The 21,636-nt window shown below is 66.5% G+C and carries 22 protein-coding genes and 2 tRNA genes; 8 read left to right on the top strand and 16 right to left on the bottom strand.

Annotated elements, in window-relative coordinates; all coding sequences use genetic code 11:
• Nucleotide 1: 1 nt before the first annotated feature.
• Nucleotides 2-760, bottom strand: a complete 759-nt coding sequence (surE, locus tag JC881_RS21255) for a 5'/3'-nucleotidase SurE (protein WP_198787674.1) — start codon at nt 758-760, stop codon at nt 2-4.
• Between the two features lie 127 nt (nt 761-887).
• Here surE and JC881_RS21250 point away from each other — a divergent pair, with 127 nt between their 5' ends.
• A complete protein-coding gene (locus JC881_RS21250) occupies nt 888-1,874 on the top strand; it encodes an NADPH:quinone oxidoreductase family protein (RefSeq protein WP_198787731.1) in 987 nt (328 codons plus the stop codon).
• Between the two features lie 81 nt (nt 1,875-1,955).
• Here JC881_RS21250 and JC881_RS21245 read toward each other — a convergent pair whose 3' ends face one another.
• The 3 genes from JC881_RS21245 to JC881_RS21235 form a co-directional block, all read right to left on the bottom strand.
• Nucleotides 1,956-2,300, bottom strand: a complete 345-nt coding sequence (locus JC881_RS21245) for an H-NS histone family protein (protein ID WP_198787673.1) — start codon at nt 2,298-2,300, stop codon at nt 1,956-1,958.
• Nucleotides 2,301-2,577: 277 nt separating this feature from the next.
• Nucleotides 2,578-2,653, bottom strand: a tRNA-His gene (locus JC881_RS21240).
• Between the two features lie 76 nt (nt 2,654-2,729).
• On the bottom strand, nt 2,730-3,392 hold the full coding sequence (locus tag JC881_RS21235; RefSeq protein ID WP_233101945.1) for a YbhB/YbcL family Raf kinase inhibitor-like protein: 663 nt from the start codon (nt 3,390-3,392) through the stop codon (nt 2,730-2,732).
• A gap of 196 nt (nt 3,393-3,588) precedes the next feature.
• Between JC881_RS21235 and JC881_RS21230 the strand changes: the two genes are divergently transcribed.
• Nucleotides 3,589-3,837: a GlsB/YeaQ/YmgE family stress response membrane protein gene (locus JC881_RS21230; RefSeq protein ID WP_013540415.1), complete on the top strand. Its 249-nt coding sequence runs from the start codon at nt 3,589-3,591 to the stop codon at nt 3,835-3,837.
• Nucleotides 3,838-3,890: 53 nt separating this feature from the next.
• Nucleotides 3,891-4,223 (top strand): hypothetical protein, encoded by a 333-nt coding sequence (locus JC881_RS21225; RefSeq protein WP_124458666.1) that lies wholly within the window; start codon nt 3,891-3,893, stop codon nt 4,221-4,223.
• Nucleotides 4,224-4,250: 27 nt separating this feature from the next.
• On the opposite strand, the gene JC881_RS21220 is transcribed toward JC881_RS21225, so the two are convergent.
• From JC881_RS21220 to JC881_RS21195, 6 genes are all read right to left on the bottom strand, one after another.
• Nucleotides 4,251-4,925, bottom strand: coding sequence for a histidine phosphatase family protein (locus tag JC881_RS21220; RefSeq protein ID WP_198787672.1), 675 nt, complete (start codon nt 4,923-4,925; stop codon nt 4,251-4,253).
• Between the two features lie 103 nt (nt 4,926-5,028).
• Entirely contained in the window at nt 5,029-6,945 is a 1,917-nt protein-coding gene (locus JC881_RS21215; protein WP_198787671.1) for a SurA N-terminal domain-containing protein, read from the bottom strand.
• Between the two features lie 77 nt (nt 6,946-7,022).
• Nucleotides 7,023-7,098 (bottom strand) — tRNA-Val (locus tag JC881_RS21210).
• Between the two features lie 27 nt (nt 7,099-7,125).
• Nucleotides 7,126-7,398 carry an HU family DNA-binding protein gene (locus JC881_RS21205; RefSeq protein ID WP_007830705.1) on the bottom strand — a complete coding sequence of 91 codons (273 nt, stop codon included), beginning with the start codon at nt 7,396-7,398 and terminating at the stop codon, nt 7,126-7,128.
• Between the two features lie 234 nt (nt 7,399-7,632).
• Nucleotides 7,633-8,718, bottom strand: a complete 1,086-nt coding sequence (locus JC881_RS21200) for a tartrate dehydrogenase (RefSeq protein ID WP_198787670.1) — start codon at nt 8,716-8,718, stop codon at nt 7,633-7,635.
• Complete coding sequence (locus JC881_RS21195) at nt 8,715-9,638, bottom strand: alpha/beta fold hydrolase (RefSeq protein WP_198787669.1); 924 nt, start codon at nt 9,636-9,638, stop codon at nt 8,715-8,717. The genes JC881_RS21200 and JC881_RS21195 overlap by 4 nt, the downstream gene beginning before the upstream one ends.
• A 70-nt stretch (nt 9,639-9,708) precedes the next feature.
• Between JC881_RS21195 and JC881_RS21190 the strand changes: the two genes are divergently transcribed.
• Nucleotides 9,709-10,668: a LysR substrate-binding domain-containing protein gene (locus JC881_RS21190; protein ID WP_198787668.1), complete on the top strand. Its 960-nt coding sequence runs from the start codon at nt 9,709-9,711 to the stop codon at nt 10,666-10,668.
• Nucleotides 10,669-10,671: 3 nt separating this feature from the next.
• On the opposite strand, the gene JC881_RS21185 is transcribed toward JC881_RS21190, so the two are convergent.
• The 3 genes from JC881_RS21185 to uvrC are packed head-to-tail and all read right to left on the bottom strand — an operon-like array spanning nt 10,672 to nt 14,173.
• On the bottom strand, nt 10,672-11,559 hold the full coding sequence (locus JC881_RS21185) for a DMT family transporter (protein ID WP_198787667.1): 888 nt from the start codon (nt 11,557-11,559) through the stop codon (nt 10,672-10,674).
• On the bottom strand, nt 11,556-12,122 hold the full coding sequence (gene pgsA, locus JC881_RS21180; RefSeq protein ID WP_198787666.1) for a CDP-diacylglycerol--glycerol-3-phosphate 3-phosphatidyltransferase: 567 nt from the start codon (nt 12,120-12,122) through the stop codon (nt 11,556-11,558). The genes JC881_RS21185 and pgsA overlap by 4 nt, the downstream gene beginning before the upstream one ends.
• Before the next feature lie 59 nt (nt 12,123-12,181).
• A complete protein-coding gene (gene uvrC / locus JC881_RS21175; protein ID WP_198787665.1) occupies nt 12,182-14,173 on the bottom strand; it encodes an excinuclease ABC subunit UvrC in 1,992 nt (663 codons plus the stop codon).
• A gap of 143 nt (nt 14,174-14,316) precedes the next feature.
• Between uvrC and ggt the strand changes: the two genes are divergently transcribed.
• Nucleotides 14,317-16,365: a gamma-glutamyltransferase gene (gene ggt / locus JC881_RS21170; protein WP_198787664.1), complete on the top strand. Its 2,049-nt coding sequence runs from the start codon at nt 14,317-14,319 to the stop codon at nt 16,363-16,365.
• Nucleotides 16,366-16,404: 39 nt separating this feature from the next.
• Here ggt and JC881_RS21165 read toward each other — a convergent pair whose 3' ends face one another.
• Nucleotides 16,405-17,856 carry a M20/M25/M40 family metallo-hydrolase gene (locus JC881_RS21165; RefSeq protein ID WP_233101944.1) on the bottom strand — a complete coding sequence of 484 codons (1,452 nt, stop codon included), beginning with the start codon at nt 17,854-17,856 and terminating at the stop codon, nt 16,405-16,407.
• Nucleotides 17,857-17,942: 86 nt separating this feature from the next.
• Between JC881_RS21165 and earP the strand changes: the two genes are divergently transcribed.
• The 3 genes from earP (at nt 17,943) to JC881_RS21150 (ending at nt 20,768) form a co-directional block, all read left to right on the top strand.
• On the top strand, nt 17,943-19,049 hold the full coding sequence (gene earP, locus JC881_RS21160; protein ID WP_198787663.1) for an elongation factor P maturation arginine rhamnosyltransferase EarP: 1,107 nt from the start codon (nt 17,943-17,945) through the stop codon (nt 19,047-19,049).
• A 175-nt stretch (nt 19,050-19,224) separates the two neighbouring features.
• Entirely contained in the window at nt 19,225-19,779 is a 555-nt protein-coding gene (gene efp / locus JC881_RS21155) for an elongation factor P (RefSeq protein WP_198787662.1), read from the top strand.
• A gap of 125 nt (nt 19,780-19,904) precedes the next feature.
• On the top strand, nt 19,905-20,768 hold the full coding sequence (locus JC881_RS21150; protein WP_198787661.1) for a TIGR00730 family Rossman fold protein: 864 nt from the start codon (nt 19,905-19,907) through the stop codon (nt 20,766-20,768).
• A 13-nt stretch (nt 20,769-20,781) separates the two neighbouring features.
• Here JC881_RS21150 and JC881_RS21145 read toward each other — a convergent pair whose 3' ends face one another.
• Together JC881_RS21145 and JC881_RS21140 are read right to left on the bottom strand one after the other, a co-directional pair.
• The gene (locus JC881_RS21145) at nt 20,782-21,456 is read right to left on the bottom strand and encodes a TetR/AcrR family transcriptional regulator (RefSeq protein ID WP_198787660.1); all 675 of its coding nucleotides are present in this window, start codon (nt 21,454-21,456) and stop codon (nt 20,782-20,784) included.
• On the bottom strand, nt 21,443-21,631 hold the full coding sequence (locus JC881_RS21140; RefSeq protein WP_198787659.1) for a hypothetical protein: 189 nt from the start codon (nt 21,629-21,631) through the stop codon (nt 21,443-21,445). Before JC881_RS21140 ends, JC881_RS21145 begins: the two co-directional genes overlap by 14 nt.
• Nucleotides 21,632-21,636 lie beyond the last annotated feature (5 nt).

The raw sequence follows: 21,636 nt of genomic DNA, 5'->3' as shown, positions 1-21,636 counted from the left end.
GTCAATTGCCAAGACGGGCCACCGTCTCGCGCCATTGGCCCAGGTTGGCGTGGTCGGTCAGGTCGATCTGCAACGGCGTGAGCGCGATGTGGCCGGCGGCGGTGGCGTGGAAGTCGGTGCCCTCGCCGCTGTCCTTGGCGCCGCCTGCGCCCGCGATCCAGTACATCGTCTCGCCGCGCGGGCTGTCCTGCGTGATGACTTTCTCCGCCGCGTGACGGCGGCCGAGGCGGCAGACCTTCACCGGCTTGAGCTCGTCGAACGGCCGGTTCGGCACGTTCACGTTGAGCAGGAAGGCGGGGCCGCCGATCATCTTCTCGCGCTCGATCTGCTGCACCAGGCGGCGCGCGACCTGCGCGGCCGCATCCACGTGCGCCCAGCCCTTTTCGATTTGCGAGAAGGCGATGGCAGGAATGCCGAAGAGGTAAGCCTCCATGGCCGCACCGACGGTGCCCGAATAGATGGTGTCGTCGCCCATGTTGGCGCCGTTGTTGATGCCCGAGACCACGAGGTCGGGCCGATAGTCGAGCAGGCCCTTGAGCGCGATGTGCACGCAATCGGCCGGCGTGCCCGTCACGTAGCGAAAACCGTTGTGCGCCTTGTGCACGTAGAGCGGGGCTGCCAGGGTGAGCGCGTTCGACTTGGCGCTGTTGTTGTGTTCGGGTGCGACCACCTCGACGTCGGCGATGTCCTTGAGCGCGTCGTGCAGTGCGACGATGCCGGGCGCCTGGAAGCCATCGTCATTGGAAATAAGTATCTTCATGGTGCTTTTCGATGCACCGGATTGTAGGCGTCGGGTGCGTCGCAGCAGGGACAAGGACGCCCTGCCGCGGCCCCTATCATGCCCGCAGTCATTGCCTCAACATTACCCATCCGAAGGAGACCCGAGCATGCACGCATGGCTTTGCGAAAACCCCGTTGGCGTCGACGCGCTCACCTGGAAAGAACTGCCGACGCCCACGCCGGGCCCGGGGCAGGTGCTGATCGAGATCAAGGCCGCGAGCCTGAATTTCCCCGACCTGCTGATCGTGCAGAACAAGTACCAGATGAAGCCGCCCCTGCCCTTCGTTCCCGGCTCGGAATATGCGGGTGTCATCCAGGCGGTCGGCGAAGGCGTCACGCACCTGAAGGTGGGCCAGAACGTGGCGTGCCTTTCGGGCACCGGGGGCTTCGGCACCCACACGATCGCCCCTGCCGCGTTGTGCATGCCGCTGCCCGAGGGCTTCGGCCATGTCGATGCAGCCGCGTTCATCATGATCTACGCCACCTCGTGGCATGCACTGATGGACCGCGCGCAGCTCAAGGCCGGCGAAACCGTGCTGGTGCTCGGCGCGGCGGGCGGCGTGGGAACTGCAGCCATCCAGATCGCAAAGGCCGCCGGCGCCAAGGTGATTGCAGCGGCCTCCACCGACGAGAAATGCGAACTCTGCCGTTCCATTGGCGCCGACGCGACGATCAACTACACGACGCACGCCCTCCCCAATGGTTTTCGCGATGCGGTCAAAGCGGCAACCGACGGCAAGGGCCCCGATGTGATTTACGACCCGGTGGGCGGCGATTTTGCAGAGCCGGCTTTTCGCTCCATTGGCTGGCGCGGCCGCTATTTGGTGGTGGGTTTTGCATCGGGCCCCATTCCATCGCTGCCATTGAATCTGACGCTGTTGAAAGGCGCTTCGCTCGTGGGCGTGTTCTGGGGCGATTTCGCCCGCCGCGAACCCAAGGCCAATGCGCAGATGATGGCCGAATTGGCGCAGTGGTACGGCCAGGGAAAGATCAAGCCCGTGATCGACAGCACGATGCCGATGGCCGAATTGAAGGCCGCGTATGCGCACATGGGTTCGCGCGGCGTCAAAGGAAAACTCGTGATGGTGAACTGAGCGACGCGCGTTTCAGCACCCAATAAAAAAGCCCGCGCATGCGGGCTTTTTTATTGATAAAAGTTCGGCGATTCGCGGCGCTTACTTGATCTCGTAATCGGAAAGCGACTTGCCGGCAGCCAATGCTTCGGTCACCCAGCGGGGCTTGCGGCCACGGCCACCGGACCAGGTTTCGCCCGTCGGGCCGCGGTATTTGGCAGCTGCCTTGGGTGCTGCGGTACCCGCAGTGCGCTTGGCGGCGGCGCCACGGCCACCGAGTTTCAGGTCGGAAGCGGTCAAACCGAATTCCGCGATCTTCTTGCGCAACTCCTCGATCACGCCCGAGCGTTCCTGGTTGCGCAGGTCTTCGGCCTGCTTGCGCAATTGCGCAATCTGCTCGTCGTGCTTCTTGATCTGGGAATTGATATCGGCGAGTGTCGAAGCCATTGTTGGACTCCTGAAAATTGAAAACGGGTGGATTTTAATTCAATTTGCATTTGCCACAAGTGCATCGGCCGCAGAAAAAATGGACACCCAATGGATCAATGCAACAGCGCGCAACGGAAAGCGCACCGTTTTGGCGGCGTATATCGAGGGAGAACAGGGGAAAAAGACTGAGGGCAACTGCTGCAGCGAGCAGTGCGCCGGAAATGACAACGCCGGGTAAACCCGGCGTTGGAATCCCTTGAATGCTATTGAGCAATAGCGGCAGGGAGATATTTTTTGGGGTGGCTGATGGGACTCGAACCCACGACGACCAGAATCACAATCTGGGACTCTACCAGCTGAGCTACAGCCACCGCAGAGCCAGCAATTGTAGCGTCAAAAATCGCCGTTTCGGCTTGACCGGCCTGCGCCGTGGCTTGAAATTCACATTCAGCCCGCCGCCAAAGGACCGGAAGGGCCGGAAGCCGCGACGCCCTCTTCTATCTTGATAGAGCCATCGGATCGCTCGCACGTGCCGATCAAGAGGCCGCTGGCCATGGCGTGATCGCGCAATTCACCGAATACCTCGTCGCGGCCCGGCTCCTCGGAAAACACCGGAACATTGTCGAGCGCGAACAGCTGGAAGGCGTAGCGATGCACGCCGTGGCCGGGCGGCGGGTCCGGCGGCAGCCAGGTCGCCTGCAGGCTCGAATTGCGCCCGACGTGCAAGCCGGCGCCTTCCTGGTCGCTGCTCGGAATGGCGGCCTCGACCAACCTGTCGTCTCCAGGCCCCAGGCCGACCACGATGGCATGCACCAGCGGATTCGGCGTGGGCGAGTCGGCGTCTTCGACGATCAGCACCAGCGACGCGGCCCCCGAAGGCAACCCCGTCCATTGCAAAGGCGGCGAGACACCGTCCCCATCGGCCGTGTAGCGCGGCGGCATCGGCGCATGGTCGGCGAATGCCACGCTGGTCAGCGCGATCGATGCCATGCCTTCGCGCAGGCCGAGCGTGTTGAACACGATGTTGTCCAGGCCGGCGCGCACACCGTGCAGCGCGCGGCCGACAGCTTCGGGTAGTTTTTCAAGCATGCATCCGGTATAGCCCCGCATGCCAGCGCGCGCTGTAGGACGCCGCAGCGCCCTCGCCGCCGCGCTTGCCGCCGCCCTGCGGCAGAAATTCTCGTTCGCCGGCGCCGATGCGAACTGCGGGTGCGGCGGCTCGAATGGCTCCGCTATCATCGACGCGGCCCGCGCAGACGGGCGCGGCTTTTCGCCACTTCCACTTCACCACCAAAGGAATTTCTTCATGAGCATCGTCTGGACTATTCTGATCGGGTTCGTCGTGGGTCTGGTGGCACGCGCCGTCAAGCCGGGCGACGATTCCGCCGGCTTCATCGTCACCACGCTGATCGGTATCGCGGGCTCGCTGATCGTCACCTACGTCGGCCAGGCCATGGGCTGGTACACCGCGGGCCAGGGCGCCGGTTTCATCGCCTCCGTGCTGGGCGCGATCGTGCTGCTGATCCTCTACGGCCTGATCAAGCGCAAGAGCTGATTCCCCGCGCGACCTTGCCGGCGCGCGCGCAGCGCGGCGAGGTCGCGAATCCCATGCCCCGCAAGCCACGCGCCAGGCACCACGTCTATGTGGTCGAACTCGACGATCGCGTGTGGAACAGCAGCCGTTTCAGGCGCGCCAACCCCGACTACCAGCTCGGCAAGCCCTTCGTCTATGTCGGCATGACCGGCCTGGACCCCGACATCCGCTTCGACAAGCACAAGGCCGGCATCCAGGCCAACAGCTTCGTGCAGGAGTTCGGCTTGCGCCTGCTGCCCGCGCTCTACGAGCGCTACAACCCGATGCCCTATGACGACGCACGCCTGATGGAGGTCGACCTCGGCATCGCGCTGCGCAAGGCCGGCTACGGCGTCTGGCAGGCCTGATGCGCCGCGCAGCGCGCATCGGAAATATCAGGAGTAGGTGACCCAGTCCTCGTACGCCGGGCCATCCAGATGCGGCAGCGTGTTGTACGTCACGAGCATGTGCCGCTTCGGCGTGAAGGCGAACTCGGTCACCGAGGTGTTGCGGATGCGCAGGTTGAGCTCGATGGTGGTCTCCGCGCTCGTGCCCAGCACATGGCCGACCGCGGTGCTGATCGGCCCGCCGCTGGACACCACCAGCACCTTCGCGCCATGGTGCCGGTCGCGCACGTGGTCGAGGGCCGTCGTCACGCCGGCCAAAAAGTCGACATAGCTCGGCATGCCGACCGGCGCTGTCTTGCCCTGCATCCAGGCGCCCAGGCCTTCGCGCAGCAGGCGGAAGTGATGGCGGTACATCTCGGGTGAGTCGGGCTTCTCGAGCTTACCTTCGTGGATCGTGGCGATGACCGCCTCGCTGTCGTACTCATTGAGCCCGGGCCACGGCAGCACGTCGTCGCGCTCGAGGCCCAGGCCCTTGGCGATGCCCTCCCAGGTCTGGCGATGGCGCTTCAAGGTGCCGGTGATGACGGCATCAAACGCCATGCCGCGCTCGCGCCAGTACTCGCCCAGGCGCACGGACTGGCGGTGTCCGAGCTCGCTCAGGTTGTCATAGTCGGCAGCGCCGAAACTGGCCTGTCCGTGGCGCACGAGGTAGAGGGTTCCCATGCGCCGGATTCTGGCAAGAAGCGGGAGCGGCGCTTGTCCCTCGTGCGACCAAAAAAAAGCCCGGGTCATCGACCCGGGCGTTCTCTTTGCGCAGTGCCTTGCGTCAGCGCGCGGAAGCGACAGGCAGCGTGTCCGCCGGCTTCGGCACGAGGATCTCGGCCTTGAAGCGTTCCTTCAGCAGGTTGTAGTAGGCGGCGGCCTCGGCGGCGGTCACCGACTGGCCGACCTGCGCGCTTTCCTGCTGCGCCTGCTCGGGTGGCGGCGGCGTGCGCGGGACCACCTTGGTCACGCGAACCACCGCATAGCCCTGCGTGCCCAGGTCCACGCCCACCAGCGAAGGCAGCTTGGTGGCATCGGCGCGCAGCGCGGCATCGATCACCGGAACAGGCTGCGATTGCGCATCGATGCGCGAGACCGTGACCGGCGCAGCGAATGTCGCGCCGTCCGCCTTGGTGGTCCAGGCCGCGAGCTTGGCTTCGCCTTCGGTCCTGGCCAGCACCGCGGCACGCTCGGTGATGAGCTGCGCGCGGATCTTGTCCTTGACCTCGGCCAGCGGGATCGGATGCGCGGGCGTGTACTGCGTCACGCGGCCCGAGGCGAGCTGGCTGGAGCCGACCTCGACCGCTTCGGTGTTCTGCTTGCGCTCGAGCGAGTCGCTCGCGTACAGCGCGCTCAGGAAGTTGCGGCTGGCCAGCGGGCCCTTGGCGCCCGGCGCGGGGATGCGCGGGACATTGGTCGCGGTCTGGATCGTGAGCTTGAGCTTTTCCGCGGCGGGCTTGAGGCTGTCGGGCTGCTGGTACACGGCATCGGTGAAGGTCTCGGCGGCCTTCGCGAATTCCTGCGTGGCTTGCGCGGCGCGAACTTCGTTCTCGATGGTGGCGCGCACCTGCTCGAAGGGCGGCACCACGGCCGGCTTGATGTCGGTCAGATGAATGATGTGATAACCGAACTCGGTCTCCACGAGGCTGCTGATCTCGCCCTTCTTCAGCGCGAACATCGCGTCTTCGAACGGCTTGACCATCGCGCCCTTGGTGACGAAATCCAGGTCGCCGCCCTTCTCGGCCGAGCCCGGGTCCTGCGAGTTCTTGCGCGCCACGTCGGCGAAGGTGTTCGGTGCCTTCTTCACGTCGGCGAGCAGTTGCTCGGCCTTGGCCTTGGCCTTCTCGCGATCGCCGGCGGACATGCTGGCCGGCGCGGTGATCAGGATGTGGCTCGCACGGCGCTCTTCCTTCGTGCCGAAGCGCTCCTTGTTCTGGTCGTAGTAATTCTTGAGATCGGCCTCGTTCACCGAGATGTTCTTCTTGGCCGCGTCCAGGTCGAGCACGAGGTATTCGATGCTGGCCTGCTCGGGCGCCTGGAACTGCGAGGTGTGGTCCTTGTAGTAGGCCTCGATGTCTGCATCGCTCACGGTCACCTTCGAGGCGAAGCTCTCGGGCGCGAAGCGCGCGACCTGGATCTCGCGGCGGTCATAGAAGGCGTTGACCGTGGCGGCCACCAGCGCAGGCGGCGTGAGGGCCGTGCCCGAGACGCCCAGCAGCACCTGCTGCGTGGACATGTCGGCGCGCACCGAGGCTTCGTACTGCTCGGGCGTGCGGCCCGTCACGCGCAGGAAGGTCTCGCGGTCGAACTTGCCGTCGGGCGTGCGGAAGGACGCGAGGCCCTGGTCCTGCGCGAAGATCCGCGCGAGGCGGTCTTCGGAGACGGTCATGTTCGCCTTGGCGGCGGCTGCGGCCAGCACGCGGTCGCGCACCATGCGCTCCAGCGTGGCATAGCGCAGGGCGTCCGAATCGAGCACCGTCGGATCGACGTTGGGCGACTGCTGGCGGATGCGGTCCGTCTCGATGCGGTGCTGCTGATCCCACTCGGGCTTGGTGATGTCGCCGCCTTCGATGTGGGCAACCTTCTCGTCGCGGCCGGAGCCCTGGTAACGCTCCACACCGAAGAGCACGAACGAGGGAATGATCAGCAAGAACAAGAAAATCATGACGATCTTGTTGTACTTGCGGAAGAAATCAAACATGCTTGAACACTCTTTTTCGACGGAAGTCGGACGGCAATAAAAAAGGCGAACTGGTGTTCGCCTTTGCATCTGGGTGGTGGTGGGTGCTGAGGGGCTCGAACCCCCGACCTACGCCTTGTAAGGGCGCCGCTCTACCAACTGAGCTAAGCACCCCACCGGAATACTCTCCGAGTCTACGTCCTAGTTGAGCGCGTCTTTCAGCGCCTTGCCCGGACGGAACTTCGGAATCTTGGCTGCCTTGATTTTAATCGCGTCGCCGGTGCGGGGATTCCGGCCGGTGCGGGCGGCCCGCTTGCCCACTGCGAAAGTGCCGAAACCGACGAGCGACACGGAGCCGCCCTTTTTGAGCGTGGTACGAATGGCGCCGATGGTGGATTCGAGCGCGCGGGTGGCAGCTGCTTTGGAAATATCGGCGTTCTTTGCGATGTGCTCAATCAGTTCGGTCTTGTTCACAAGGGCCCCTTGTAGAGAAAAAGTTGGTCGGCTTTCGTCAGCTGCGACCTGGCCGCGGGTGGGTGCGACTCAAGAGCTTGGCAGGCCTGACGCCTCGGCAGCGCACTGCCAGCGAGGATTACAACCACTGCCCTGCAGGGTGTCAATAAGACACGAGGCCATGCAGAACAGCGGAGCGCGCGATTTTAGGGGCGTTTCGTTGCGCACTTTCCGGGACGTTTCGTGAAGTACTTTTCAAAGCGCTTCAGCGATCGCCTTCCCGAGGTCGCTGGTACTTGCCGTGCCACCGATATCTGGCGTACGCGGTGCTCCGCTTTGGGGCGCGAGCACCCGCTCGATGGTCGAGAGGATCGCGTCGTGCGCATCCTTGTGACCCAAAAATTCGAGCATCATCGCGCCGCACCAGATCTGCCCGATCGGGTTCGCGATGCCCTTGCCGGCGATGTCCGGCGCCGAGCCGTGCACCGGTTCGAACAGCGACGGCGTGGTGCGCTCGGGGTTCAGGTTGGCGCTCGGCGCGATGCCGATGGTGCCGGTGCAGGCCGGGCCGAGGTCCGAGAGGATGTCGCCGAAGAGATTGCTCGCGACCACCACGTCGAAGAAATCGGGGCGCTGCACGAAGTGCGCGGTGAGGATGTCGATGTGGAACTTGTCCAGCTTCACGCCCGTGTAGTTCTTGGCCATCTCGGCCACGCGCTCGTCCCAGTAGGGCATGGTGATCGAGATGCCGTTCGACTTGGTGGCGCTCGTCAGGTGCTTTTTCGGCCGCGACTGCGCAAGCTCGAATGCGAACTTGAGCACGCGGTCGACACCGATGCGCGACATCACGGTTTCCTGCACCACGATCTCGCGCGGCGTGCCTTCGTACATGCGCCCGCCGATGCTGGAGTACTCGCCCTCGGTGTTCTCGCGCACGATGTACATGTCGATCTCGCCGGGCTGGCGCGGCGTGCCGTCGCGGCGCACCACGGGCGCGACGATGCCGGGCATGAGGCGCGCGGGACGCAGGTTGATGTACTGGTCGAACTCGCGGCGGAACAAAAGGAGCGAGCCCCAGAGCGACACGTGGTCGGGAATCTTCTCGGGCCAGCCGACCGCCCCGAAGAAGATCGCGTCGTGGCCGCCGATCTGGTCCTTCCAGTTGTCGGGCAGCATCTTGCCGTGCTTCTCGCAGTAGTCCCAGCTGGAGAAATCGAAGTGGTCGAACTTCAGGTCGATGCCGAACTTGCGCGCCGCCGCGTCGACCACGCGCAGGCCCTCGGGCATGGTTTCCTTGCCGATGCCGTCGCCGGCGATGACTGCGATTCTGTGGGTGCTCATGGAATGGCTCCTGTCTGCGGAAGAGATGGTTGGAGAGGTGAAAAGAACGCGAGTGCCTCGGCGAGCAATTCGGCCGGGGCTTCTTCGGGAACATAGTGGCCGCATGGCAGCGCGCGGCCCGACACGTCATCGGCGCACGCGCGCCACAGCGCGAGCACGTCGAAGCACTTGCCTACCGCGCCGTGCTCGCCCCACAGCACGCGCAGCGGCTGCGCGAGCTTGCGGCCGGCGGTGATGTCCGCGCGGTCGTGCACGAGGTCGATGGTTGCGGAGGCGCGGTAGTCCTCGCAGATGGATTCGGCCGTGCCCGGGATGCGCGCGCAGCGCTCGTACTCGGCCAGCACCTCGGGCGCGAAAGGCGCGAGGCCCGCATGCCGCCCACCCATCACGCTGCGCACGTAGCGCACCGGATCGGAGGCGATCAGCGCCTCGGGCAACGGCGGCGGCTGGATCAGGAAGAACCAGTGCCAGTAGGCCTTGGCAAAGGCCTCGGAGGTGTTCTCGTACATCGCGAGCGTGGGCGCGATGTCCAGCAGCAGCATGCGCTCGACCGCCGAAGAATGGTCCGCGGCGAGCCGGTGCGCCACCCGCGCACCGCGGTCGTGCGCCAACACGCCGAAGCGCTCGAAGCCGTGATGCCGCATGGCGGCGAGCGCATCGAGCGCCATCTCGCGCTTGCTGTAGACCGCATGCTCTGCATCGGCCGCGGGCCGGCCCGAGTCGCCGTAGCCGCGCAGGTCCACCGCGACCACGGTGAAGCGCTCGGCCAGTTGCGGTGCCACGCGATGCCAGATCGCATGCGTCTGCGGATGGCCGTGCAGCAGGAGCAACGGCGCCCCCTTGCCACCGATGCGGCCATGGATGCGCACGCCGTTGCGCTCGATGTCGAAGGAGGGAAAGCTGAGGAAGGAGGCAGTCACGGAACGATTGTGCGTTGCGCCCCGGCGATCATCAAGCAACAATCGGCCAATTCATACTTTCCGGATTGGCATGAATCCCTCCTCGCTGGAACGCAGCGATCTCGAACTGGTGCTGGCAATTCGCGACCAGGGCAGCCTCGCCGGCGCGGCCGCCACGCTCGATGTCGTGCCCTCGGTCATCACCAAGCGGCTCGGTGCGCTCGAGGGGCGGCTCGGGCAGCGGCTGTTCGACCGCACCACGCGCCGGCTCAGCGTCACGGCCGAGGGCGAGGCGGTGTGCCTGCATGCGCGCGCACTGCTCGAAGGCTTCGCGGCGCTCGAAAGCGAGCTGGGCGAGCGGCAGAACGAACTGGTCGGCACGATCCGCCTTGCGGCCACCTTCGGCTTCGGCAGGCGCTGGCTCGGTCCGGCGCTGGCGGCCTTCCAGGCCCGGCACCCTGCCCTGCAGATCGAGCTGCTGCTGACCGAGCACCTGCCCGATCTGGGCGCCGAGGGCTACGACGGCGCGCTCTGGCTGTGGGCCGTGCAGCAGCACCGCGCGGCCGACTGGGTCACGCGGCGCATCGCGCGCAACCAGCGCGTGCTGGCGGCCGCGCCCTCGTACATCGCGCGGCACGGCATGCCGGCCACGGTCGATGCGCTCACCGCGCACGCGTGCCTCGTCGCGCGTGAGAACGGCGAAGTCAACCAGCGCCAGTTCGCGCTCTGGACATTGCGCCATGCGCGCGACAGCAGCACGGCGCGCGTTCGCGTGCAAGGGCCGCTCGCGAGCAATTCGGGGGAGATGGTGCGCGACTGGTGCATGGCGGGCCACGGCATCATGCTGCGCAGCCTCTGGGACATCGCACCGCAACTGGCGAGCGGCGAGCTGGTGCGCGTGCTGCCGCAGTACGCGATGCCCGATGCCGACATCCACTGGGTCGCGCCGTGGCGGCCGAAGACGCCGCGCCGCGTGCGCCTCCTGCTCGATCACCTCGCGGAGCAGTTTCGCGGCGAGCCGTGGAAGCCGGCAAAGACCGGCGCGCGCTGAAGTTCAGCGCTCGCTGCGCACCACCAGGCTCACGCCGATCGCGGTGAGCCCGATGCCCAGCAGCGTCGTGAGCGTGATCGGCTCGGCGAACAGCAGCCACGCCATCACCGCGGTGCAGGGCGGCACCAGATAAAGCAGGCTCGTGACCGCCGTGGCCGTGCCGCGCTGGATCAGCATGTAGAGCAGCGAGCTCCCGCCGAGCGACAGCGCCAGCACCGACCAGGCCATCGCGCCCGTCGAGTGCGCGTTCCATTCGATGCCCTGCGATTCCATTGCAGCGAAGGGCAGAGTCACCAGCAGCGCCGCGGCCATCTGCACCGCGCTCGCGCTGCGCACGTCGCAGGGCGCGACGAAGCGCTTCTGGTACAGCGTGCCCGCCGTGATCGAAAGCAGCGCGAAGACTGCGAGCCCCAACGTCAGCGCATTGACCTCGGCGCCCTGCCCGAACTTGCGCGAGACCACGAGCACGAGGCCCGCGAAACCCAGGACGAGGCCGGCCCACTGCCGCTTCGAAATGCGCCCGCCGTTGAACGACAGCCAGATCGCGGTGAGCACCGGCTGGATGCCGACCAGCAACGCCACGAGCCCCGCGCCCATGCCCGCATGCACCGCCGCCCAGACGCCGCCCAGATACCCCGCCTGCATCAACACGCCCGTGATGGCGAGGTGCCCCCACTGCGCGCGCTCCTTCGGCCACGCGACCCGCGCGAGCGCCACCCACGCGCCGAAGCACACGAGCGAGAGCGCATAGCGCACGGCGAGGAACTTGAGGGGCGGCGCATACGGCATGCCGTAGCGCGCAACGATGAAGCCCGTGCTCCAGATCAGCACGAAGACTGCCGGCATGGCCCGGATCCAGCCCGAGCCACGTGCCGCGGCGGCCACCGTCATTTGGAGTGGGCCCGGATCTCGGGAATGGCCTTCTGCAGGTAATACACCATCGACCAGACGGTGAGCACCGCCGAGATCCAGATCAGCCACTGGCCCCAGAGGCCCGTGTCGATCACCTTGAAAAGGTGCCCGTCATAGAGCAGGAAGGGAATCGCGACCATCTGCACGGTCGTCTTGACCTTGCCGATCATGTGCACCGCCACGCTCTTGCCGGCGCCGATGCGCGCCATCCATTCGCGCAGCGCCGAGATGGCGATCTCGCGGCCGATGATGATGAGCGCCACGAACACATCGGCGCGCTGCAGGTGCACCAGCACCAGCAGCGCGGCGCACACGAGGAACTTGTCGGCCACCGGATCGAGGAAGGCGCCGAAGGAAGAGGTCTGGTTGAGCTTGCGCGCCAGGTAGCCGTCGAGCCAGTCGGTGGCGGCAAAGACGATGAACATGACCGTGGCGATCAGGTTGCGCATCGGCTCGGCGATCGGCAGATAGAACACCCCGACGATCAATGGGATCGCGACGATGCGCGTCCAGGTCATGATGGTCGGTAGGGTCCAGAACATCGCTTGATTGTGTCATGGCGGGATGACCCCGCAGGCTGCTTCGTCTCTCGGTGTTTGCCTCAGTGCAGCGCCTTGTAGATCTCCTCGGCCAGTTCGGCGGCGATGCCCTCGACCGAGGCGATGTCCTCCATGCTCGCCGCGGCCACGCCGCGGATGCCGCCGAAGCGTTGCAGCAGGCGTGCCCGGCGCTTCGGCCCGATGCCCGGAATGTCTTCGAGCTGGCTGCCGCCCACCCGCACCTTCGCGCGCTTGGCCCGCATGCCGGTGATGGCGAAGCGGTGCGCCTCGTCGCGGATCTGCGCCACCAGCATCAGCGCAGCCGAGTCCTTGCCGAGATAGACCTTCTCGCGGCCATCGGCGAACACGAGCTCTTCAAGGCCGACCTTGCGGCCCTCGCCCTTCTCGACGCCGACGATCAGCGAGAGCGGCAGGCCCAGTTCGCTGAACACCTCGCGCGCCATCGACACCTGCCCCTTGCCGCCGTCGACCAGCACCAGTTCGGGCATGCGCGCGGTCCGCGTCCTGGGCGATGCCTCGCCGGTCTCGGCGCCTTCGACGGGCTCGACGTTTTCGCTCTCGGCGTCGCCGGGCGGCAGCGCCTCGGTCTCGGCCGCCATCGCCTCGGCCAGCTTGCCGTAGCGGCGGTGCAGCACCTGGCGCATCGCGGCGTAGTCGTCGCCGGGCGTGATGCCCTCGATGTTGTAGCGGCGGTATTCCTTGTTCTGCATCGTGTGGTGCTCGAACACCACGCACGAGGCCTGCGTGGCTTCGCCCGCGGTGTGCGAGATGTCGAAGCATTCGACGCGGAAGTTGTCCAGGTCGTCGCACGCGAGCTCCAGCGCCTCGACCAGCGCGCGGGTGCGCGCCTGCTGCGAGCCTTCTTCGGCCAGCAGGCGAGCCAGCTGCAGGCCGGCATTGGTCTCGGCCATCTCGAGCCAGTGGCGGCGTTGCTCCCGCGGCTGGAACACGGCCGTCACGCGCCCGCCGGCCTGCAGCGAGATCGCCTCGATCAGCTCGCGGCTCACCAGGTGACTGAGCACCAGCGTGGCCGGCACCGGCACGTCGATGTAGTGCTGGGCGATGAAGGCTTCGAGCACCTGCACCTCGATGGGATCGGCCGCGACCGGCGCGGCGCCCTCTTCCACATCGTCCATCTCGCCGTGGTGGATCTGCGCCGCGTCTTCCACGTGCACCGGAAAGTAGGGCCGGTCGCCCAGGTGCCGCCCGCCGCGCACCATCGCGAGGTTGACGCAGGCCTTGCCGCCCTGCACCTTGACCGCGAGGATGTCGACGTCCTTGTCCGAGGCGATTTCGATCGACTGCTGGTGCAGCACCCGCGAGATCGCCGACATCTGGTTGCGCAACTCCGCCGCCTGCTCGAACTCGAGCTTCTCGGCGTGCGTGGTCATGCGCTGCTCGAGCCGGGAGAGCACGAGCTGCGTGTCGCCCATCAAGAAGGCCTCGGCGCTGGCCACGTCCTGTGCGTAGGCCTCGGGCGTGATGTAGTCCACGCAGGGGCCGGTGCAGCGCTTGATCTGGTACAGCAGGCAAGGCCGCGTGCGGTTGGCGTACACCGTGTCCTCGCAGGTGCGCAGCTTGAACACCTTCTGCAGCAGCTGGATCGATTCCTTCACCGCCCAGGCGCTCGGGTACGGCCCGAAGTAGCGGTGCTTCTTGTCGACCGAGCCGCGGTAGTAGGCCAGCCGCGGAAATGCGTGCGACGCGATCTTCAGGTAGGGGTAGCTCTTGTCGTCGCGAAACAGGATGTTGTAGCGCGGCTTGAGCGTCTTGATCAGGTTGTTCTCGAGCAAGAGCGCCTCGGCCTCGGAGCGCACCACGGTGGTCTCCATGCGCACGATCTTCGAGATCATGTGGCCGATGCGGGTGCCGCCGTGGCTCTTCTGGAAATAGTTGGCGACCCGCTTCTTCAGGTTGCGCGCCTTGCCCACGTAGAGCACCGCGCCGGCGGCGTCGAAGTAGCGGTACACGCCCGGCAGTTGCGGCAGCGCCGCGACCTCGCTGAGCAGTTGATCGGAATGCACGTCTGACATGGCGGCTATTGTGGCGTCACGCGGAACCCGCGTCGCACGCCTGCGCGCAAACCCCGAGGTGGCTGGAACGAATTGTGCTGATGATGAAGACGGGCGCGAGGAGCGCCCGTGTCATTTCACCAAAACTACTCGGGAAGATTTCCATGACGAAGAAGATCCAGGCGCGCGCCTGGCGGGCGCTCCCGCCCCTGGCGCTTGCATTGAGCGTGGCCGGCTGCGGCGGCGGTGGTGGTGGCGGGCAGGACAACGCGGCGCTCATCGCCGCGATCGCCGCCATCAACGCGGCCAACAACCAGCCGCCCGCCCCGCCCCCGGCCGACAAGGGCTGCCTGATCGGCGACAGCGGCACGCCGGTCGTGGTGGGTTCGGGCGATCCGGGCGACCCCGCCGCGCCCGAGCCCGCCTCGGGCTACGTGCTCGGCCACAAGCTGGTCTATGCGAAGAACTACATGGTGGTGGCCAACCATCCGCTGGCCACGCGCGCGGGCTGCGACGTGCTCAAGGCCGGCGGCAGCGCGGTCGATGCGGCGGTGGCCGTTCAGGCCGTGCTCGGCCTGGTCGAGCCGCAGTCCAGCGGCCTGGGCGGCGGTGCGTTCATGCTGCACTACGACGCGAAGACGAAGAAGGTGCAGGCCTACGACGGACGCGAGATGGCGCCGGCCGCGGCCACGGAGAACTACCTGCGCTACATCGACGATGTCAGCGACAAGACCGTGCCCAAGCCCTCGCCGCTGCGCGCGAGCGGCCGCTCCATCGGCACGCCGGGCGCGGTGCGCATGCTCGACATCGCCTACAAGGACCACGGCAAGCTGCCGTGGAAGGACCTCTTCAGCTACGGCATCACGCTGGCATCGGACGGCTTCTCGATCGGTGGCCGCATGGCCGCCGCGATTTCCTCCTCCGAAGCCAACCTGAAGCGCGACGCCGAGGCGACGGCCTACTTCTTCAACGCCGACGGCACGCCCAAGGCCCTGGGCACCAGGCTCAAGAACCCGGCCTACGCCCAGACGCTGACCACCCTCGCCACCGAGGGCGCCAATGCCTTCTACACCGGCCCGATCGCGCAGGCCATCGTCGACAAGATCGCCGTCACGGCGGCCGTCGACGGCTCCGTCATCACCCCGGGCAAGACGACCATGGCCGACATGGCCAACTACGTGGCCAAGCGCCGCGACCCGGTCTGCGGCACCTACCGCGACTACTACGTGTGCAGCATGTCGCCGCCGTCCTCGGGCGGCATCGCCGTGGTGCAGGCGCTGGGCATCCTGGAGACCTTCAACCTGGGCCTGTACAAGCCCACCGCCATCGACATCGAGGGCGGCAAGCCGACGGTGATGGGCGTGCACCTGGTGAGCGAGGCCGAGCGCCTGGCCTACGCCGACCGCGACAAGTACGTGGCCGACACCGATTTCATCCCGCTGCCGGGCGGCTCGGTCGACACGCTGCTCAACAAGCCCTACCTGCAGCAGCGCGCAAGCCTCATCAGCCTGTCCAAGAGCATGGGCACGGCAACGGCAGGCAACCTGGGCAATGTGCCGCTGGGCATCGACAAGACCGAGGAGCACGGCACCACGCACTTCACGATCGTCGACAAGGACGGCAACGTCGTGACGATGACCACCACCGTCGAAAGCACGCTCGGCTCGTTCCACATGACGCAGGGCTTCATGCTGAACAACCAGCTGACCGATTTCTCGGCCGACCCGAACGACACCAAGGACCCGAGCATCAAGGTCGCCAACCGCGTCGCGCCGGGCAAGCGCCCGCGCAGCACGATGGCGCCCACGATGGTGTTCAGGAAGAACGGCGACGGCAGCATGGGCGAGTTCGTGATGGGCACCGGCTCGCCGGGCGGCGGCACGATCATCCAGTACGTGGTCAAGACCGTGGTCGGCGCGCTCGACTGGGGGCTCGACGCGCAGCAGGCGACCTCGCTGGTGGACTTCGGCGCGACCAACAGCCCAAGCACCAACGTGGGCGGCGAGCACCCGGCGATCGACACCTCGAACACGGGCAACAACGACCCGCTGATCGCGGGCCTGCGCGCGCTCGGCCACACGGTGAGCTTCGGGCCGCAGTCCAGCGGCATCAGCACCATCATCCGCACGACCGTGGGCGGCAAACCTGTGCTCACCGGCGGCGCGGACCCGCGGCGCGAAGGCATCGTGCTGGGCGATACCTTCACGCCCTGACGACAAAGGGGCAGGCGCGATGCCTGCCCCTTTGCCTGATTACTTCGCGACTTCCGACACCAGCCGGTACAGGAACTCGCGCCCGTCGTACAGCCGCTGAATCTCGATGCGCTCGTCCAGCCCGTGCGCGCGCGCATCGGCCGGCTCCAGGAACATGCCGGTCACGCCGTACATCGGGATGCCGGCATTGCGCATGAAGCGGCTGTCGGTGGCGCCGGTGCTCATCGCGGGCACCACGGGCACGCCGGGCCACATCTGCTGCGTGAGCGATTCCACCGTCTTCACCAGGTCGCCGTTCAGCGGCGACGCCGGGCTGCGCAGCGGCTTGCCCATGTTGCGCACCACGATCTTGTCGTTGCCCACGGCCTGGGTCAGCAGGCGCTCGACCTCGTCGGGGTCGTCGTGCGGGAGGATGCGGCAGTTGACCGTGGCCTTGGCCGATTGCGGCAGCGCGTTCTCGGCGTGGCCGGCCTGCACCATCGTCGCCACGCAGGTGGTGCGCAGCTGCGCGTTGTAGGCCGGGTTGGCCGTCATGCGCTCCAGCACGCCCGCATCGGGGTTGCCGGTGCCGATGGCGCGCATGTCGTCGGCCAGTTGGCCGGTGGCGAACGGCGCGCTGCGCGCGAAGTAGGTCTTGGTGACGTCCGCGAGCTTGATCGGGAAGGCGTAGTTGCCCAGCCGCTCCAGCCCCGCCGAGAGCGCGTAGATCGGGTTGTTCTTCGTCGGCACCGAGCTGTGGCCGCCCACGTCGCGCGCCTCCAGCATGTAGGTGGTGTACATCTTCTCGGCCACCTGCATGCGATGCAGGTTCGGCTTGCCGCCGCGCAGTTCGCCGCCGCCGCCCTCGTTGATGCCGAACTCGGCCTGCAGCAGCTCGGGCTTGTTGCTGATGAGCCAGAAGGCGCCGTTGCTCAGCGCATCGCCGCGCTCCTCGTCGGCGGTCAGCGCCAGGATGATGTCGCGGCTGGGCTTGAAGCCCTCCTGCTTGAGCTGCCCGAGCACCGAGACCAGCGCCGAGGCCATGGCCTTGTCGTCGATGGAGCCGCGCGCGGTGAAGTAGCCGCCGGTTTCCTGCAGCTTGAAGGGGTCGGTCTTCCAGTCTTCGCGCCGGGCCTCGACCACATCGATGTGCGCCAGCAGCAGCAGCGGCTTCTTGCTGCCGTTGCCCTTGAAGCGCAGCACCAGGTTGCCCTTCTTCGGGAAGGGTTCGAAGATCTGGATGTCGCCGGGCGCGAAGCCCGATTCGACCAGGCGCTTTTCCATGGCGCGCGCGGCCAGCGTGTTGTCACCGGTCGAGTGGGTGGTGTTGATCTCGATGAGCTCCTTGTAGATGTCGTGGAAGCGCTGCTGCTGCGGCGTGAGCGACTGCGGCGCGGTGCTCGTCTGGGCCGACGCACCGGTTATGCCGGCGAGGCCGCACAGGGCCAGCGACAGGGCGAGCACGGTCTTCGCGCAACGATGGGGAAACTGCGAACGGTTCTGCATCCTCATGGTCTTTCTCTCTCCGGTGGTTGTTGTGCGGCCAGCATAGCAAGCCGGGCGCCGAACAGCCCCCGAAGACGGGCACACTCGCGGCCATGGGCACGCGCATGCAATGGGACATCTTCTGCAAGGTCATCGACAACCACGGCGACCTGGGCGTGTGCTGGCGGCTGGGCTCCCAACTGGCCGCGCTCGGCGAACGCGTGCGGCTGTGGATCGACGACGCGACGGCGCTGCACTGGATGGCGCCCACGGGCTGCGAAGGCGTGCAGGTGATCGACTGGCTCGACGCGGCCGCGGTGCAGCAGGCTGCGGCGGAGTCGGCGCCGGATGTGCTGGTCGAGGCCTTCGGCTGCGAGCCGGCGCCGGAACTGATCGCGCGATTTGCCGAGGCATCGAGCGCCGGCGGGCCGCGGTCCTGGATCAATCTCGAATACCTGTCGGCCGAGCCGTACGTCGAGCGCCTGCACGGCCTGCCCTCGCCGGTGTTCAAGGGGCCGGGCGCCGGGCTGACCAAGCGCTTTTTCTATCCGGGCTTCACGCCCGCGACCGGCGGGCTGCTGCGGGAGCCCGATCTGTTGGAACGGCAAGCGCGCTTCGACCGTGCGCAATGGCTGGCGGCGCAGCAGATTCCGTGGACGGAGGGCGAGCGTCTCGTTTCTCTCTTCTGCTATGAGCCTTCGGCGCTGGCGGATCTGTTGACCCAGTTCGCCGACGGCCCGGAACCCACGCGGCTGCTGGTGACAGCGGGCCGCGCCGCCAATGCCGTGAAAGCCCATTTGTCGAACATTTCGCCGGAGAGCCCGGCGCCCCATGGGCACGGCGCGCTATCGATTTCATACCTTCCCTACCTCACGCAGCCGGATTTCGACCACCTGCTCTGGGCCTGCGACCTGAATTTCGTGCGCGGCGAGGATTCGCTCGTGCGCGCCCTCTGGGCCGGCGCGCCGACGGTCTGGCAGATCTACCCGCAGGACGACGACGCCCACCACGCCAAGCTCAACGCCTGGCTCGACTGGCTCGGCGCCCCGCCCTCGCTGAGGCGTTTTCACCACGTCTGGAACGGGTTCGGCGACGGCCCCCTGCCCCACCTGGAAACGCAGGGCCCATGGCGGGAAACGGTGCTGGCCGGGCGCGCGGCGCTGCGCGCCCAGGACGATCTGGTCACCCAACTGCGGCATCTGATCGCCCAAAAAAGCTAAAATAGCGGGCTTTGCGGATTTCGGCCCGGGTCGTCAGGACCCGAGATGCTCTCCGCCAAACCTGCCGCGGGACATGTACCGCGGGGCCAGACACTCCGGCAAGCGCGTTTCGAACGCCGCCGGATGTCGAGAGAATGCCCCGTGCACCGAGCGGCCAACATCCAGAGAACCTGTTATGAAAATCGCTCAAGAAATCCGCGCCGGCAACGTCATCATGCACGGCAAGGACCCGATGGTCGTCCTCAAGACCGAATACAGCCGCGGCGGCCGCAACTCCGCCACCGTGCGCATGAAGATGAAAAGCCTGGTGGCCAACTTCAACACCGAAGTGGTCTTCAAGGCCGACGACAAGATCGACCAGATCGTGCTCGAGAAGAAGGACTGCACCTACTCCTACTTCGCCGATCCGCTCTACGTCTGCATGGACGCCGACTACAACCAGTACGAAGTCGAAGCCGAGAACATGGGCGACGCGCTGAACTACCTGGAAGACGGCATGGCCGTCGAAGTGGTGTTCTACGACGGCAAGGCCATCTCGGTCGAACTGCCCACCAGCGTGGAGCGCGAAATCACCTGGACCGAGCCGGCCGTCAAGGGCGACACCTCGGGCAAGGTCCTGAAGCCCGCCAAGATCGCCACCGGCTTCGAAGTGCCGGTTCCGCTCTTCGTCTCGCAAGGCGACAAGATCGAAATCGACACCCGCACCGGCGAATACCGCAAGCGCGTCTGAGTGTTCCCGGCCTTCCGGCCGGCAACCCTCTCTGAAGAAAGGCCCCGCAAGGGGCCTTTTTCGTTTCTTGGGCACGGCGATTGCAACGCTGCACAATCCATCGGGTCTTCCTGTCCGAGTCCTTCATGAACAACACGCACGATCTTCACGACAAACGCCTGGCCGACGCCTGGGCCACGCTCCGCGCGCATTCCGACAAGGGCCTGCCGCTGGACCCCGATCCCTCGCGCATCGCCTTCGCCGATCCCGAATTCCTGCTGCGACGCGAGACGCGCGGCATCCGCATGCAGCTGGAGCTGATGAAGCCCGACGTCGAGCAGCGCGCGCATGGCATCGAGAACACCGTGGTGGTCTTCGGCAGCGCCCGCTTTCGCAGCGAGGAAGACTCCGCCGCCATGATCGCGCAGGCCGAGGCCGCGGGCGACACGGTGGCCGCCGAGCGCTGGCGGCGCCTGGCGCGCAGCTCGCACTACTACGAAAAGGCCCGCGCCTTCGGCAAGCTGGTCGCGCAATACAGCAACGGCAAGGAGCCGCAGGACAAGCTCTTCGTCTGCACCGGCGGCGGCCCCGGCATCATGCAGGCGGCCAACCGCGGCGCGCACGAAGGCGGCGGCATTTCGGTGGGCCTGGCGATCGCGCTGCCGATGGAGGAGGAAGCCAACCCCTACGTCACGCCCGCGCTGAGCTTCAAGTTCCATTACTTCGCGATCCGCAAGATGCATTTCATGATGCGTGCGAAGGCGCTGGTAGCGTTCCCGGGCGGCTTCGGCACGCTGGACGAGTTGTTCGAAGTCATCACGCTGGTGCAGACCAAGAAGTCCAAGCCCGTGCCGATCGTGCTGTTCGGCTCGGACTACTGGAAGCGGATGATCGACTTCGACTTCCTGGTCGATGAAGGCGTGATCTCGCCGGGCGACGTGAAGCTCTTCGAATACGTCGACGCGCCCGACGACGCATGGGACGCAATCAAGCGCTTCTACAAGCTCTGATCGGCGCGGGCGCTCAGGCGTCGCTGTCGTCGACGACGTCCGGGTGCAGCGCTTGCTCGAAGAATCGCGTGAGCGCGCGGGCACGGCGGCGGCGGTCGGCAACGGGATCGCCAGCCGGGCCCATGGCCACGGCGTCGTCGGCCACGCCGTGCAGCGCATTGAAAAGGATCACGGCCGTGAGCGTCGCGTCCTCCACCTCCCACACCCCCGCCGCATCGCCCTGCCTGAGCAGGCCGACCAGCTGCGTGATGACCGCGTTGTCGTTGCGCATGCGCCGGTTTTCGGGACGGTATTCATGGAACACCACGTCGTGCAGCGCGACGTTGTCCAGGTAGGTTTCCAGCCCCGTCTCCACCCAGGCCTTCAGGCGCGCGTGATGGTTGTCGGGGCGATGGCGGTCCATGGCGTTCTGCAGACGCTCGCAGAACGTATCGACAAAGCGCTGCTGCAGCGCGCCGAGCATCGCCTCCTTCGAGGGAAAGTACAGGTAGAACGTGCCCTTGGCCACCTGCGCGCCGGCCGCGATGTCGTCGATGCTGGTGGTGGCGATGCCCTTGGCGATGAAGAGGCGCTCGGCGGCGTCCATCAGCGCGACGGCGCGCGTTTCGGGCGCCTTGGTGCGGCGGCGCGGCGCGGGTTCGGCCTCGTCTGCCGGAGCGGAATCGGTGGCCGGATCACTTCGTGTCATGGCAAATCTCGGTGAACAGGGGGAACGTGGCGTCGATGACCGTATCGGGTTGCAGGCCGCGCGGCGCAGTTTTTCGCGCTCCGGGATGCTTCTCGATTTTCGATGGGCGGATTTTCTCGCATTGCCCGGCCGGCACCGCGCTGCGCAAGCGAATGGGCACGAGGGCGGCAGGCATGCCGT

This window comes from Variovorax sp. IB41 (assembly GCF_016405905.1).
Taxonomy (GTDB): Bacteria; Pseudomonadota; Gammaproteobacteria; order Burkholderiales; family Burkholderiaceae_C; genus Variovorax.
Note: the sequence above shows the minus strand (reverse complement) of the source record. Positions and strands in the feature narration are given on the sequence as shown.